Origin of the sequence: Pseudomonas caspiana (assembly GCF_040224095.2) — a bacterium.
Lineage (GTDB): Bacteria > Pseudomonadota > Gammaproteobacteria > Pseudomonadales > Pseudomonadaceae > Aquipseudomonas > Aquipseudomonas caspiana.
The window spans coordinates 1987712-2002685 of sequence record NZ_CP167995.1 but is presented as its reverse complement, the minus strand read 5'-3'; the positions used below and the strand labels follow the sequence as shown (position 1 = coordinate 2002685).

Annotated in this window: 11 protein-coding genes; 3 read left to right on the top strand and 8 right to left on the bottom strand. The window is 57.7% G+C overall.

All coding sequences use genetic code 11. From position 1 onward, the window contains the following. Nucleotides 1-70: 70 nt before the first annotated feature. Nucleotides 71-1453, bottom strand: a complete 1383-nt coding sequence (gene cysS, locus ABRP31_RS09140) for a cysteine--tRNA ligase (RefSeq protein ID WP_349970642.1) — start codon at nt 1451-1453, stop codon at nt 71-73. Nucleotides 1454-1462: 9 nt separating this feature from the next. Further along, on the bottom strand, nt 1463-3157 hold the full coding sequence (locus ABRP31_RS09135; RefSeq protein ID WP_087266308.1) for a glutamine--tRNA ligase/YqeY domain fusion protein: 1695 nt from the start codon (nt 3155-3157) through the stop codon (nt 1463-1465). Nucleotides 3158-3364: 207 nt separating this feature from the next. On the opposite strand from ABRP31_RS09135, the gene ABRP31_RS09130 reads away from it, so the two are divergent. Together ABRP31_RS09130 and lpxH are read left to right on the top strand one after the other, a co-directional pair. Continuing rightward, nucleotides 3365-3868, top strand: a complete 504-nt coding sequence (locus ABRP31_RS09130) for a peptidylprolyl isomerase (protein WP_349970641.1) — start codon at nt 3365-3367, stop codon at nt 3866-3868. After that, nucleotides 3865-4626 carry a UDP-2,3-diacylglucosamine diphosphatase gene (gene lpxH, locus ABRP31_RS09125; RefSeq protein WP_349970640.1) on the top strand — a complete coding sequence of 254 codons (762 nt, stop codon included), beginning with the start codon at nt 3865-3867 and terminating at the stop codon, nt 4624-4626. The genes ABRP31_RS09130 and lpxH overlap by 4 nt, the downstream gene beginning before the upstream one ends. A 119-nt stretch (nt 4627-4745) precedes the next feature. On the opposite strand, the gene ABRP31_RS09120 is transcribed toward lpxH, so the two are convergent. The 6 genes from ABRP31_RS09120 to rlmM form a co-directional block, all read right to left on the bottom strand. Continuing rightward, a complete protein-coding gene (locus ABRP31_RS09120; protein WP_349970639.1) occupies nt 4746-6284 on the bottom strand; it encodes a DHA2 family efflux MFS transporter permease subunit in 1539 nt (512 codons plus the stop codon). A gap of 65 nt (nt 6285-6349) precedes the next feature. Further along, on the bottom strand, nt 6350-7564 hold the full coding sequence (locus ABRP31_RS09115; protein WP_349970638.1) for an HlyD family efflux transporter periplasmic adaptor subunit: 1215 nt from the start codon (nt 7562-7564) through the stop codon (nt 6350-6352). Between the two features lie 5 nt (nt 7565-7569). Continuing rightward, a complete protein-coding gene (locus ABRP31_RS09110) occupies nt 7570-9045 on the bottom strand; it encodes an efflux transporter outer membrane subunit (RefSeq protein ID WP_349970637.1) in 1476 nt (491 codons plus the stop codon). Beyond that, nucleotides 9042-9530, bottom strand: a complete 489-nt coding sequence (locus ABRP31_RS09105; protein ID WP_349970636.1) for a MarR family transcriptional regulator — start codon at nt 9528-9530, stop codon at nt 9042-9044. The genes ABRP31_RS09110 and ABRP31_RS09105 overlap by 4 nt, the downstream gene beginning before the upstream one ends. Nucleotides 9531-9779: 249 nt before the next feature. Next, the gene (locus ABRP31_RS09100) at nt 9780-10391 is read right to left on the bottom strand and encodes a tRNA-(ms[2]io[6]A)-hydroxylase (protein WP_087266322.1); all 612 of its coding nucleotides are present in this window, start codon (nt 10389-10391) and stop codon (nt 9780-9782) included. A gap of 284 nt (nt 10392-10675) precedes the next feature. After that, nucleotides 10676-11743: a 23S rRNA (cytidine(2498)-2'-O)-methyltransferase RlmM gene (gene rlmM, locus ABRP31_RS09095; protein ID WP_349970635.1), complete on the bottom strand. Its 1068-nt coding sequence runs from the start codon at nt 11741-11743 to the stop codon at nt 10676-10678. A gap of 209 nt (nt 11744-11952) precedes the next feature. Between rlmM and acnA the strand changes: the two genes are divergently transcribed. After that, nucleotides 11953-14697 (top strand): aconitate hydratase AcnA, encoded by a 2745-nt coding sequence (acnA, locus tag ABRP31_RS09090; protein WP_087266326.1) that lies wholly within the window; start codon nt 11953-11955, stop codon nt 14695-14697. The last annotated feature ends 277 nt before the right edge of the window (nt 14698-14974 follow it).

Sequence of the window (14974 nt, the reverse complement as noted above, 5' to 3'; positions counted from 1 at the left end):
CCCACAAAGTTTTGCATCTTCTGCGAGACCGCGCTGTATCAGCAACACAGCGCAGATCAAAGTCAGCTAATCAATCCGCCAAGCGCCAGGTCGTCCCGCCTTTGCCGTCTTCCAGCACCACGCCCATGGCGGTGATTTGGTCGCGGATGCGGTCGGATTCTGCCCAGTCCTTGGCTGCACGGGCAGCCAGGCGCGCTTCAATCAGCGCTTCGACTTCTGCCGCATCAACCCGACCTTCCGCACCTGCGCGCAAAAAGTCATCGGCCTCAAGCTGCAAGACGCCCAGCACACTGGCCAGTTGCTTCAAACGTGCTGCCAAACCAGCTGCTGCTGCCAGATCGGTGTCGCGCAGGCGATTGACCTCGCGGACCATATCGAACAACACCGCACAGGCTTCAGGCGTGCCGAAGTCGTCGTTCATGGCCGCGGAGAAACGCTCGACGAACGCCTCGCCACCCACTGGCTCGGAAACCGGCAAGCCACGCAGGGCGTGATAGAAACGCTCAAGCGCGCTCTTGGATTCCCTGAGACTGTCTTCGGAATAGTTAATCGCGCTGCGGTAATGGCTGGAAACCAGCAGATACCGCACCACTTCCGGCGAGTACTTTTCCAGCACGTCGCGAATGGTGAAGAAGTTGTTCAAGGACTTGGACATCTTCTCGCCATTGATGCGAATCATGCCGCAGTGCAACCAGGCGTTGGCGTAGGTTTTACCAGTAGCCGCTTCGCTCTGGGCGATTTCGTTCTCGTGGTGCGGGAACTCAAGGTCACTACCGCCACCATGAATATCGAACGTTTCACCCAGGCAGCAGGTGGACATCACCGAGCACTCGATGTGCCAGCCCGGACGCCCGGCGCCCCATGGCGAATCCCAGCTCGGCTCGCCCGGCTTGACGCCTTTCCAGAGCACGAAGTCCAACGGATCATCCTTGGACTCGTCTACTTCGATACGTGCGCCAATGCGCAGATCTTCGATCTTCTTGCGCGACAGCTTGCCATAACCGAGGAACTTGCCGACGCGGTAGTACACGTCGCCATTACCTGGCGCGTAGGCATAGCCCTTGTCGATCAGGGTCTGAATCATGGCGTGCATGCCGTCGATGTAATCGGTCGCACGCGGCTCCATATCCGGTTTGAGGATATTCAGCCGTGCTTCGTCCTCATGCATCGCGTCGATCATGCGCGCCGTCAGCGCATCAAACGACTCACCGTTTTCACGGGCACGATTTATGATCTTGTCATCAATGTCGGTGATGTTGCGCACATACGTCAGGTCGTAACCGCTGAACCGCAGCCAGCGGGTAACGAGGTCGAACGCCACCATACTGCGGCCGTGGCCCAGGTGGCAGTAGTCGTATACGGTCATCCCGCAGACGTACATGCGCACCTTGTTGCCATCCAGCGGCTTGAAGACTTCTTTGCTCTTGGTGAGCGTGTTGTAGATAGAAAGCACTGAGGCTCCTTAAGACCACGAATCTCGTAGCGTTACAGTCCGGTTGAATACCGGCTGACCTGGTTTCGAGTCCTTGATGTCCGCGCAGAAATAGCCTTCGCGTTCGAACTGGAAACGGTCTTCCGGTTGCGCTTGTCCCAATGAAGGTTCAGCACGACAACCGGTCAGCACTTGCAGGGAATCCGGATTGATGTTGTCCAGGAAGGTCGCACCGTCTTCAGCCTTTTCAGGATTTGGCGAACGGAACAGACGATCGTACAGACGCACTTCGCATTCAACGCTTTCAGCCGCCGGGACCCAATGCACGACGCCTTTGACCTTGCGGCCTTCAGGGTTCTTGCCCAGGGTGTCCGGGTCGTAGGAGCAACGCAACTCGACGATGTTGCCGTCGGCATCCTTGATGGCTTCGTCGGCACGGATCACATAGCTGCCGCGCAGACGCACTTCGCCATTCGGTTCAAGACGCTTGTAGCCTTTTGGCGGCTCTTCCATGTAGTCGTCGCGGTCAATGTAAATCTCGCGGGAGAACGGCAGCTCGCGTACGCCGAGGTCTTCTTTCGGGTGACGCGGCAGCTCAAGCTTCTCGACCTGACCTTCCGGATAATTAGTGATCACTACTTTCAACGGACGCAGCACGCACATGGCACGCGGAGCGCTGTGGTCCAGATCGTCACGAATGCTGAATTCCAGCATGCCGAAATCCACTACGCCGTCGGAACGGTTGGTGCCGATCATTTCGCAGAAGTTACGGATCGACTTCGGCGTGTATCCACGACGACGGAAGCCCGACAGGGTCGACATGCGCGGGTCATCCCAACCGTGAACGTGCTTTTCATCGACCAGTTGCTTCAGCTTGCGCTTGCTGGTGATGGTGTAGTTCAGGTTCAGGCGCGAAAACTCGTACTGACGCGGTTTGCTTGGCACCGACAGGTTGTCGAGGAACCAGTCATACAGCGGACGATGGCTTTCGAATTCCAGGGTGCAGATCGAATGCGTAATACCTTCGATAGCGTCCGATTGGCCGTGGGTAAAGTCGTAGATCGGGTAGATGCACCACTTGTCGCCAGTCTGGTGGTGATGAGCATGGCGAATGCGATACAGGATCGGGTCGCGCAGGTTCATGTTCGGCGAAGCCATGTCGATTTTGGCGCGCAGAACACGGGCACCGTCTTCGAATTCACCGGCTTTCATGCGAGCGAACAGATCCAGGTTTTCCTCGACGCTGCGCTCACGGAACGGGCTGTTCTTGCCCGGTTCGGTCAGGGTGCCGCGGTATTCACGCGCCTGTTCCGGGGTCAGATCGTCCACATAAGCCTTGCCAGCCTTGATCAGCTCGACAGCCCAGTCGTGCAATTGATCGAAATACTGCGAGGCGTAGCGCACTTCGCCATCCCATTCGAAGCCCAGCCACTTCACGTCGCTTTCGATGGCGTCGATGTATTCCTGGTCTTCCTTGGCCGGGTTGGTGTCATCGAAACGCAGGTGCGTGACGCCACCGAATTCCTGAGCCAGACCGAAATTCACGCAGATCGACTTGGCGTGACCGATGTGCAGATAGCCGTTAGGCTCCGGCGGAAAACGGGTGACGATCTTTGTGTGCTTACCCGAATCGAGGTCAGCCTGGACAATCGGGCGCAGGAAATTGGTAGGGATTGCAGGGCCTGCCTTTGAATTCGCAGCGGGGTCTTGAGTGGGCTTGCTCATAGGATCCTTGGACAATACAAGTGCGCGGCCAGGGTAGGCCGACTAAATCAAAGCGCTTATGATAGCCGAAGCTGTCAATAGGCTAACAGCGCCCTGTAAGAAAACCGTCGAGTTAAAAACTCGAAAGAATTATGTAACGACCTCTGTAAACTGCGCGTCTGGGTTATAACGCGTCCATTCACGAATGCCAAAAGAGCGACTTTTGATATGTCCAAAGTAAAATTGACCACCAACCACGGCGACATCGTCCTGGAACTGAACGCTGAAAAAGCGCCGTTGACCGTTGCCAACTTCATCGAATACGTCAACGCCGGCCACTACGAAAATACCGTGTTCCACCGTGTCATCGGTAACTTCATGATCCAGGGCGGCGGTTTCGAGCCAGGCATGAAAGAAAAGAAAGACAAGCGCCCAAGCATCCAGAACGAAGCTGACAACGGCCTGCCGAACAAGAAGTACAGCGTTGCCATGGCCCGTACCATGGAGCCGCATTCTGCCTCCGCACAGTTCTTCATCAACGTGGCTGACAACAGCTTCCTCAACCACAGCGCCAAGACCACTCAAGGCTGGGGTTACGCTGTATTCGGTGAAGTGATCGAAGGCACTGACGTTGTCGACAAGATCAAAGGCGTGGCCACCGGCAGCAAATCCGGCCACCAGGACGTACCGACTGAAGACGTGATCATCGAGAAAGCCGAGATCGTTGAGTGATATTGCTGATCTCCGATCTGCATTTGCAGGAAGAACGCCCGGACATTACCCGGGCGTTTCTGGATCTGATCGCGGGCCGTGCCCGCGATGCTCAGGCCCTGTATATCCTCGGTGATTTTTTCGAGGTCTGGATTGGCGATGATGCAATGTCGCCCTTCCAGCGTTCTATTTGCCAGGCGTTGCGAGCGCTGAGCGATAGCGGCACCCAAATATTTCTGATGCACGGCAATCGCGACTTCATGATTGGCCGTGCGTTCTGTAAGGCGGCCGGCTGCACCTTGCTGCCGGACCCGAGCGTTGTTCAGTTGAACGGCGAGCCGGTGCTGCTGATGCATGGCGACAGCCTGTGCACCCGGGACGAAGGCTACATACGCATGCGCCGTTACCTGCGCCACCCGCTGACCTTGTTCGTGCTGCGCAATCTGCCCAAAAGCACCCGACACAAACTGGCGCGCAAACTGCGCAATGAAAGCCGTTCGCAAACCCGCATGAAAGCCAATGACATTGTCGACGTAACCCCCGAAGAAGTGCCCGAAGTGATGCAGCAATTCGGCGTACGCACCCTGATCCACGGCCACACCCACCGCCCCGCCATCCATAAGCTACAGATCGGCGATCAGGCAGCGCGGCGCATTGTGCTGGGTGACTGGGACAAGCAAGGCTGGGCCGTGCAGGTGGATGAACAAGGGTTTCAGCTGGGGGCGTTTGATTTTGTGCCGGAGCAGCAACCTGCCCTTCCTTCCCCCGAGACACACTGACCCTGTGGGAGCGAGGCTTGCCCGCGATAAGAGCGCCGCAGATATCAGGGCCATCGAATCCAGCCTTATCGCGGGCAAGCCTCGCTCCCACAAGTCATGTGTGAAGCCTCAAAACCGCATCAATGCCCGCCCCCAGCCGCAGGCCCGGCCTTGGCGGTGAATGGCGGTTTGGCCAGCCAGACCAGCAGAATCAAGCCCATGAACACCCAGCCCAGCAGATAAAAGTAATCCACCGTCGACATCATGTAAGCCTGGCTGTTGAGGGTCTGCTCCAGTTGCGCATAAGCCGAAGGGCTCGCACCTCCCAGTGCATTTAGCGCATCCCGGGTAGCAGGGTCGTAAGTGCTGATGTTTTCACTCAAATAAGCATGATGCTGATCGGCGCGGCGGATCCAGATCCACGTAGTCAGCGATGCCGCAAAACTCCCGCCCAGCGTGCGCAGGAACGTCGCCAAACCAGAACCGTCAGCAATCTGATTGGGCGGCAAGTCCGACAGCAGGATGCTCAGGGTCGGCATGAAGAACAACGCAACGCCCGCCCCCATGAACAACTGCACCAGCGCGATGTGTTCAAAGTCCACCTCATTGGTGAACCCCGACCGCATAAAGCAACTGGTACCAATCGCCAGGAACGCCAGTCCGGCCAACAAGCGCAGGTCGAACTTGTGTGCGTACTTGCCGACAAAAGGTGACATCAACACCGGCAAGATACCGATGGGTGCCACGGCCAGTCCCGCCCAGGTGGCGGTGTAGCCCATCTGGGTCTGCAGCCACTGCGGCAACAACAGATTGATACCGAAGAACCCCGCATAGCCACCGACCAGCACCATGGTGCCGATGCGAAAGTTACGGAATGCAAACAGCCGCAGATTGACGATGGGGTGCTTGTCGGTCATTTCCCAGATCACGAAGACCGACAACGCTACGGCTGAGATCAAGGCGCCGATAACGATGAAGTTCGACTCGAACCAATCCAGGTCATTGCCCTTGTCGAGCACGATCTGCAAGGCACCGACACCGATAATCAGGGTAATCAGCCCGACATAATCCATGGGCTGGTAACTGGTCACCACCGGCCGTTTGGCCATTTGCATACGCACGACCAGAACCGCGAACAGGCCAATCGGAATGTTGATAAAGAAGATCCACGGCCAGCTGTAACTGTCGGTGATCCAGCCGCCGAGAATCGGCCCGGCAATCGGTGCGACCACCGTGACCATCGCCAGCAGTGCCAGTGCCATCCCCCTTTTCGCCGGAGGGTAGACCGCAATCAGCAGGGTTTGCGTCATCGGGTACAACGGCCCCGCTACTACGCCTTGCAGCACGCGAAAGCCCACGAGCTCCGGCATCGACTGGGAAATCCCGCACAGGAACGAAGCCAGAACAAACAGAATCGTCGCCCACAGGAACAGCTTCACCTCGCCAAAGCGGCGGCTCAGCCAGCCGGTCAGGGGCAAGGCAATGGCATTACTTACGGCGAATGAAGTAATAACCCAAGTGCCCTGCTCCGAGCTGACGCCCAGATTGCCGGAAATGGTCGGCAAGGCAACGTTGGCAATTGTCGTGTCGAGGACCTGCATGAAGGTCGCCAGCGACAGGCCGATGGTACACAGCAGCAGGCTGGGTGGCGTAAATGATGCGGGGGCGTTGGCACTCATCGCGAATCCCTGAAAACTTGACGCGGCCCTGACCTTTCACAGGTCAGGGCATGCGGATTGGCGGATCAGCGCTGAGCAGTCTTGCCGGTCAGTGCGCTGTTTTCATGAATCAAGCGATTGATCAAGGCGTCAGCCTCGGCCAGTTGCTGCTCATAGACATTGGTGCTGAATGAGGCCTGCTTCGGCGGCTGCTGCGCCAACACCGGCCCGCTCTGATCGTGAAGGTCGACGTTGACCGTGGTGGACAGGCCGATGCGCAGTGGATGCTTCGCCAGTTCTTCGGCATTGATGTGGATACGGACAGGAACGCGCTGGACGATCTTGATCCAGTTACCGGTGGCGTTCTGCGCTGGCAGCAAAGCGAATGCGCTGCCAGTACCGGCGCCCAGGCTGTCGATGGTGCCGCTGTACTTCACATCGCTGCCATACAGGTCCGACTCGATTTCCACGGGCTGACCAATGCGCATGTTGCCCAGTTGGGTTTCCTTGAAGTTGGCATCGATCCACAACTGATCCAACGGGATCACCGCCATCAACGCGGTGCCAGGCTGAACGCGCTGGCCCAGTTGCACGGTGCGCTTGGCGACGTAACCGGTGACAGGTGCGATCAGCGTACTGCGCGCATTGGCCAGGTAAGCCTGACGCAACTGCGCTGCTGCGGCCTTCACGTCCGGGTGCGACGACACTTCAGTGTCATCCACCAACGCAACGCTGCTGGCCAGTTGCTGCTGAACATTGCTCAAGGCGCTCTGCGCACTGATCAAATCATCATGGGCGTGGGACAGTTCTTCCTGAGAAATCGCCCCGCCAGCGGCCAGACTCTTGCGTCGGGTGTAGTTGTCCTGGGCCTTCTTCACTTCAGCGCGCTGGGCTGCCAATTGAGCTTTCATGCCGTCGACATTGCTGTACAGACCGCGAACCTGACGCACAGTCTTGGCCAGACTGGCTTCAGCACTTTGCAGACCAACTTCGGCATCCGCAGGGTCGAATTGCAGCAACACCTGACCGGCGCGCACCAGATCACCATCATCCGCGCCAATGCTGGTCACGGTGCCGGTGACCAACGGCGTGATTTCCACCACGTTGCCGTTCACATAAGCGTCGTCGGTGTTTTCATTCCAGCGACCATACAGCTCATGCCAGGCCCAGACGCCCAGCCCGCCGAGAATGACGATCAGTGCCAGCCCGAACAGAAGCAGTTTGCGCTTGCGTGGGTTGGTGTCTTTTTTACTGTTTTCCGGAGCGTTGCCAGAAGTGTTTTCGCTAGCGGCAGTGGCCATGACGATTACCTTGAGTTAGTCAGCGAAGCAGTTGATGAAGTGGCGTCGGAGGGGCTTTCGCCCTCGAAACCACCGCCCAGGGCTTGCATCAACTGGATCGATAAATCGATTCGTTCGGCGTTGAGATCAGCCAGTTGGCGTTGTGACTGGAGCAATTGCTGCTCGGTGGTCAGCACGTCCAGGTAGTTGCCGATCCCCGAGCCATAACGCTGGGTCACGGTATTGAATGATTGCTGGACCACATCCGTGGCGTGCTGACGGGCCTGAATCTGGCCATCAATGGCACGCAGTTGGCCGATGTTGTCGCTGACGTCGCCCAAGGCCCGCACCAGGCTCTTGTTGTATTGCGCCACGGCAAGGTCGTAATCGGCATCCCGAGCGTCCAGATCTGCGCGCAAGCGGCCGCCATCGAACAGAGGAAGGGAAATGGCCGGGGCGACATTGAAGAAGCGACTGGCCGAGCCAAACATCGCATCGCCCAGCAACGACTCGGCCCCGGCAGCGGCGCTGAGGTTCAGGTTCGGATAGAAATTGGTCTTGCCCGCGACGATGTTCTTGCTCGCAGCCTCTACACGCCAGCGAGCCGCGACGATGTCCGGCCGACGTCCCAGCAGTTCGGCAGGCAAAGAAGACGGCAGCGCGACGACCGCAGGCTTGAGCACGTTGGGTCTGGCGATTTCCTGACCGCGATCCGGGCCTTTACCGAGCAACACCGCCAAGGCGATTTTCGCGCTGCGCAGGTTTTTCTCGGCAGCGATCAGCGCCTCTTGTGAGTTGGCCTCCAGGCTTTCGGTCTGCTGATATTGATACTGGCTGTCGATCCCCGATTGCAGGCGCTGGTTGCCCAGATTGAGCAACTGCTGCGTGCGCTTGAGATCCTCGGTCGCCAGATCATGAACAATGTAAGCCTGACCTACATCGCTGTAGGCCCGTGCCACATCGGCGGCCAGCGTCAGGCGTGCGGCTTGCTCATCAACCTCAGCAGCGCGAGCCTGCCCTAAAGCAGCCTCCCAGGCAGCACGTTGGCCGCCCCATAAATCGAAGTTGTAATTGAAGTTCACCGCCAGGCTACGCAACGTGCTGTAGCGCCCGCCCATGCCGCTTGGGTCTTGATCGCGCGCCAAACGCGAGCGGCTGACACTGGCATCGGCATCAACCGTCGGCATGCGGGCCGCATCGGCAGCGTAGGCCGACGCCATGGCTTGATGAGTGCGCGCATTGGCGACTTGCATGTCCGGACTATCACGCAGGGCTTCGTTGATCAGAGCATCGAGCTGCGGATCGCCGAGATTTTCCCACCAGTCACGTTTCGGCCAAGCTGCGGGTGAAAGGTTGATGCCTTGCAGGCTGCTCTCAGCTTGAAGCTTGTTTGCGTCAAGGCTTTTGCCTTGGGTGGTCAGGCCGCTGTAGTTGGCACAACCGGCAACACTCAGGGCGACCAGCAACAGGCTATAACGCGCCCGCGACACAGAAAGGCTCATTCTGCACCTCGGTCTTTGAAACTCAGACGGGTGATGGCGATGTGATCGTTAGCGTCAATCAGCACTTTGCTGAGGATTCGCTCCAGACTTGCCACCTCCTCCGCATCCAGCACGCCGAGCAATTCATTCATGGCTTCAGCGCCAATTTGCGGCAATTGGTCGGTGATGATTCGCCCCTGCTCCGTCAGAACGAGCTGAACCTGACGCCGATCAGTGGCCGAACGAGTGCGTTCGATCAGTTGCTTCTGCTCAAGGCGATCCAGCATGCGGGTCATCGAACCGCTGTCCAGGGACAGGTGCCGACACAATTCAGCGGGGGTGTCCGCGCGGAACTGGGCCACGATGATCAGGACCTTGAACTGCGAGAACGTGATGCCATAGGGCACCAATTGCTTGTCGAGGATGCGATCCTTCAGCGAGTTGGTGCGGCCGATCAGCATGCCCATGATCGTCGACTGCTGATTGTCAGGACTGAAATGTTTCATGAATCCACCAAATTAGCTGCCTAAGCAGAGAATATGGCGATATTACTGCTTAGGCAGCAAATGGCAAAGCCTTTATTAGCTTGCTTACTATTTAGACGAGATGGCGGCGACACCTGTAGGAGCTCACGAGCACCGCGAGGCAGCGATAGCGGTGTATCAGATAAGCCGCTATCGCTGCCTCGCGGTGCTCGTGAGCTCCTACAAGGAATAACTTTTTAATTCAGGAAATATTGAGTCGTTGATACAGACTCAACCGAACGCCGGCACACCGCTATGAAACCTAAACTCTTCATCCGGACTTTCGATCAGGTCGCGCTCGGCCAGGCGGATCTCTTCGATCTTGGCGTCAACATCAGCCTTGTCACCGTAGGTGTAAGCCAGCTTCAGGTAATCCTGAAAATGCCGTGCCTCGGACTTCAACAGCCCGGCGTAGAACTTGCCCAGCTCTTCATCCAGATGTGGCACCAGACAGGCAAAGCGCTCGCAGGAACGGGCTTCGACAATGGCGCCCACAATCAACGCATCCGTCAGGCGATACGGGTTGTGATTGCGCACCAGCTTGCGCAGGGCTCCGGCGTATCGCGCAGAGCTTACGTTAGCCATTGGGATTTCGCGCTTGCGGATGATGCTCAGTACTTGCTCGAAGTGGCGCAACTCTTCGCGGGCCAGGCGCGACATCTTGCTCAGCAGGTCGAACTTGTCGTTGTACTGGAACATGAACTGAAACGCCGCTCCGGCCGCCTTCTTTTCGTTGTTCGCGTGGTCGATCAGCAGGATGTCCAGGTTGCGTAGTGCAGCCTGAACCCAGCTGTCGGGTGTGCGGCAAAGCAGGAAGGCTTCAATTTCAGGAATCGGGTACATAGGCTCACAAAAGGCCGAACGACAAGGCCGGGCATTATACGAGCGCGACCCGCGTCCGGCGATAGAAATGAGCTGAAGTTGTCACGCACGAACCAACGTATTGCCCAGCGATAAGGTGATTACCCATAAGGAATGCGGTCCTGTGGGAGCCGAGCTTGGTCTGGGCGGCATTCCGACGATAAACGATAACGCGGAATGTCCTCTGACCGCGTCTCATGCATCGCGGGCAAGCCCAGCTCCCACAAAGTCGCATTTCAAATCAGGTTCGGGCGATAGTGCCACTCTCAGCCCTTGCGCTTGCCATCCAGTCGACGCAAATGGCAGGTCACTTCTTCGCGGTCGTGATACAGCTGCTTGCAGCCAATCTCCACCCGAATGCCCCGCGCCTCAAAACCTTCCTCAATGCGCAGCAACAGGCGACTGACTTCGGCGTAGCGCTGCTTCATCGGCAGTTTGAGGTTGACCACGGCTTCGCGACACAAGCCTTCGCCCAACCAGGTTTCCAGCAAAGCAGCGTTACGCGCAGGTTTTTCGACGATGTCACAGACCATCCAGTCCACCGGCTGACGCGGCTTGTAAGTAAAACCGTCCGCCATCAAATGTTGAACCAGCCCGGTGTCCATCAGGCTTTCGGCCATCGGGCCGTTGTCGATAGCCGTCACCAGCATGCCGCGACGTACCAGTTGGTAAGTCCAGCCCCCCGGCGCGGCGCCGAGGTCGACTCCGGTCATGTCACCTGAAAGACGCTCATCCCACTGATCGCGGGGAATGAAGTGATGCCAGGCCTCTTCAAGCTTCAGCGTTGAACGGCTTGGCGCTTCACGGGGAAACTTCAAACGTGGAATACCCATGGGCCACATGGCCGAATTGTCGGCATCCGCCAGACCGAGAAACACTTCACGACCACTCTTGAACGTCAGCAACAGGCGAGGTTTACGCGGGTCGTCTACCAGTTTGCCAGCCTGAATCAGAGCCTTGCGCAGCGGGGCTTCGAACTTGCGGCAGAACGTCGACAGCTCCTTGCCGTCGTTGGTATCCACTACTTCGAGCCAGAGGCTGCCGCAGGTGGCGAAGGTCGCCATGTGCGCGAGGATCACGCTGATGCGGTCGGTTTCCGGCAGTTCCAGGAACACACCTCGCGCCCATTGCCGGGGGAAGATCAGCTTCGAGAAGCGCTGGCCATTCATCAGGCGCTCGGCACCATCGTCCTCGGTGCAGACAAATTCGGCGAAGGCCGTATTCGGCTTGGCTTTAGCGTAGCCAGACACATTGAGGCGCGCCGCGTGTTCGGCGATTTCAGAACACACTTCGCCTTCAAAACCCGGACGACAGTGCATAAACAGGGTGTTCATGGGGGTGCTCCTGAACACGTCGACCTATACGAGAAGATTAATCTCAGCGACGCAAAAGGCGAGCATGATAGCTGAATCAGGAACCACTGGAGTGACCAACTGGTCAAGTACTGCATAGCCATAAATCACAAGCGGCGCTATTACGTCAGCCTGCCAAGGATTTCAATCGTCCAGTCCGTACCGTGCGGACGCGTCAAAGGAGTTATTTCATGCCCTCCCTCGATAGCCTGAACAGCCTTAAAACTCTAGAAATCGATAACAAGACCTACCACTATTTCAGCCTTCCGGAAGCCGCCAAGACCTTGGGCGACTTGAGCAAGCTGCCAATGTCCCTCAAGGTTTTGCTGGAAAACCTGCTGCGCTGGGAAGACAACAAAACGGTCACCGGCACCGACCTCAAATCGCTGGCCGCCTGGCTGAGCGAGCGGCGCTCGGACCGGGAAATCCAATACCGCCCTGCTCGCGTACTGATGCAAGACTTCACCGGCGTACCTGCCGTGGTCGATCTGGCTGCCATGCGCGCCGCTGTTGCCAAGGCTGGCGGCGATCCGCAGCGGATCAATCCGTTGTCTCCGGTGGATCTGGTCATCGACCACTCGGTGATGGTCGACAAATTCGGCGCTGCCGACTCATTCGCCCAGAACGTCGACATTGAGATGGAGCGCAATGGCGAGCGTTACGCCTTCCTGCGCTGGGGCCAGAGCGCTTTCGATAACTTCAGCGTGGTGCCGCCGGGCACCGGCATCTGTCACCAGGTCAATCTGGAATACCTGGGCCGCACGGTCTGGACCAAAGACGAGGATGGCCGCACCTATGCCTTCCCCGACACATTAGTGGGCACCGATTCGCACACCACCATGATCAACGGCCTCGGCGTGCTCGGCTGGGGCGTAGGCGGTATCGAGGCGGAAGCGGCAATGCTTGGCCAACCGGTGTCGATGCTGATTCCGGAAGTGATTGGCTTCAAGCTCAACGGCAAACTCAGGGAAGGCATTACTGCGACCGATCTGGTGCTGACTGTCACGCAAATGCTGCGCAAGAAAGGCGTGGTCGGCAAATTCGTCGAGTTTTACGGCGACGGTCTGGCTGAACTACCGCTGGCCGACCGCGCCACGATCGCCAACATGGCGCCTGAATACGGCGCGACGTGCGGTTTCTTCCCGGTCGACGATGTGACGCTGGAGTATCTACGCCTGTCCGGTCGTCCTGATGAAACCGTGAAACTGGTCGAGGCCTATTGCAAGGCGCAAGGCCTATGGCGCCTGCCCGGCCAGGATCCGGTGTTTACCGACAGTCTTGAACTGGACATGAACACGGTCGTAGCCAGTCTGGCCGGCCCTAAACGTCCTCAGGATCGTGTCGCGCTGCCTGATGTTTCCCAGGCCTTTTCTGATTTCCTTGGCCTGCAATTCAAACCCGCTCAGAAAGACGAGGGCCGTCTGGAAAGCGAAGGTGGTGGCGGTGTTGCGGTCGGCAATGCCGATCAGGTGACCGGCGAGGCAGACTATGAATATGAAGGCCGCACCTATCGCCTGAAAAACGGCGCAGTGGTCATCGCTGCGATTACCTCCTGCACCAATACCTCTAACCCCAGCGTGATGATGGCTGCGGGACTGGTCGCGAAAAAAGCTGTAGAGAAAGGTCTGACAACCAAGCCATGGGTAAAAACCTCTCTGGCTCCGGGCTCCAAAGTGGTGACTGATTACTACAAAGCCGCCGGGCTTACCCAGTACCTCGACGCACTGGGTTTTGATCTGGTGGGCTACGGCTGCACCACGTGTATCGGCAACTCGGGGCCGCTGCCTGAACCTATCGAGAAAGCGATTCAACAGTCGGATCTGACCGTGGCTTCAGTGCTGTCCGGCAACCGCAACTTCGAAGGCCGCGTGCATCCGCTGGTCAAAACCAACTGGCTGGCTTCGCCGCCTCTGGTTGTGGCCTATGCATTGGCAGGCAGCGTGCGGGTCGACATCAGCAGCGAATCGTTGGGCGAAGGCAAAGATGGTCAGCCGGTATATCTGCGCGATATCTGGCCGACCCAGAAAGAAATCGCCGACGCGGTTGAGCAGGTCAATACCGGCATGTTCCACAAGGAGTACGCCGAGGTGTTTGCCGGTGACGAACAGTGGCAGGCCATTGAAGTACCGCAAGCTGCAACTTACGTGTGGCAGGACGATTCGACGTATATCCAGCACCCGCCGTTCTTCGAGAACATCGCAGGTCCGCTTCCGGTGATCGAAGACATCCACAGCGCTCGCGTGTTGGCAATGCTGGGTGACTCTGTGACCACTGACCACATTTCTCCGGCCGGTAATATCAAAACAGACAGCCCCGCAGGCCGGTATCTGCGCCAACAAGGCGTTGAGCCGCGAGACTTCAACTCTTATGGTTCTCGCCGTGGTAACCATGAAGTGATGATGCGCGGCACCTTCGCCAACATCCGTATTCGCAACGAGATGCTCGGCGGCGAAGAAGGTGGTTTTACCCTGCACGCCCCCACTGACGAGAAGATGCCGATCTACGATGCGGCCATGCGTTATCAGGCTGAAAACACGCCATTGGTGATCATCGCCGGGCAGGAATACGGCACCGGTTCAAGCCGTGACTGGGCTGCAAAAGGGACTAACCTGCTGGGCGTCAAAGCAGTGATTGCCGAGAGTTTTGAACGTATTCACCGCTCCAACCTGGTGGGCATGGGCGTATTGCCGCTGCAGTTCAAGAATGGCCAAAGTCGCAAGACGCTCAACCTCACAGGCAAAGAGACGCTGGACATCAGCGGTCTGACTCACGCTGACCTGCAGCCGGGCATGAGCCTCACGCTGACGATCACCCGGGAAGACGGCACTCGGGAAAACGTTGATGTGCTGTGCCGCATCGATACGCTGAATGAGGTCGAGTACTTCAAAGCGGGCGGGATTCTGCATTATGTGTTGCGACAGTTGATTGCATCTTGAATTGACGTAAACCTGTGGGTGCGACAGGGTGGCGCCCCACCTTGCTCGCGATAAGGCTTAACTAGATCCACTTAAGAACGCGGGTGGCCTTATCGCGAGCAAGCTCAGCTCCCACAGGAGCTCATTCCAACTCATGTTCAGTAATAAGGGCGATAACCGAACAGATTTATCGCCTTGCCTTAAGTTTGGCTCTTCCGCAAAATTAACCATCTGGTACATTTTGCTGAAACCGCATCCTTCGATCCCAGAATGCGGCATCTAATAAGAGCCGATCGCC

What these genes read in the sequence shown, in the direction of transcription:
- acnA (WP_087266326.1), top strand. Translation starts at nt 11,953, where the DNA reads ATGCCCTCCCTCGATAGCCTGAACAGCCTTAAAACTCTAGAAATCGAT.
- ABRP31_RS09135 (WP_087266308.1), bottom strand. Translation starts at nt 3,157, where the DNA reads ATGAGCAAGCCCACTCAAGACCCCGCTGCGAATTCAAAGGCAGGCCCT.
- ABRP31_RS09105 (WP_349970636.1), bottom strand. Translation starts at nt 9,530, where the DNA reads ATGAAACATTTCAGTCCTGACAATCAGCAGTCGACGATCATGGGCATG.
- ABRP31_RS09100 (WP_087266322.1), bottom strand. Translation starts at nt 10,391, where the DNA reads ATGTACCCGATTCCTGAAATTGAAGCCTTCCTGCTTTGCCGCACACCC.
- ABRP31_RS09130 (WP_349970641.1), top strand. Translation starts at nt 3,365, where the DNA reads ATGTCCAAAGTAAAATTGACCACCAACCACGGCGACATCGTCCTGGAA.
- ABRP31_RS09120 (WP_349970639.1), bottom strand. Translation starts at nt 6,284, where the DNA reads ATGAGTGCCAACGCCCCCGCATCATTTACGCCACCCAGCCTGCTGCTG.
- ABRP31_RS09115 (WP_349970638.1), bottom strand. Translation starts at nt 7,564, where the DNA reads ATGGCCACTGCCGCTAGCGAAAACACTTCTGGCAACGCTCCGGAAAAC.
- rlmM (WP_349970635.1), bottom strand. Translation starts at nt 11,743, where the DNA reads ATGAACACCCTGTTTATGCACTGTCGTCCGGGTTTTGAAGGCGAAGTG.
- ABRP31_RS09110 (WP_349970637.1), bottom strand. Translation starts at nt 9,045, where the DNA reads ATGAGCCTTTCTGTGTCGCGGGCGCGTTATAGCCTGTTGCTGGTCGCC.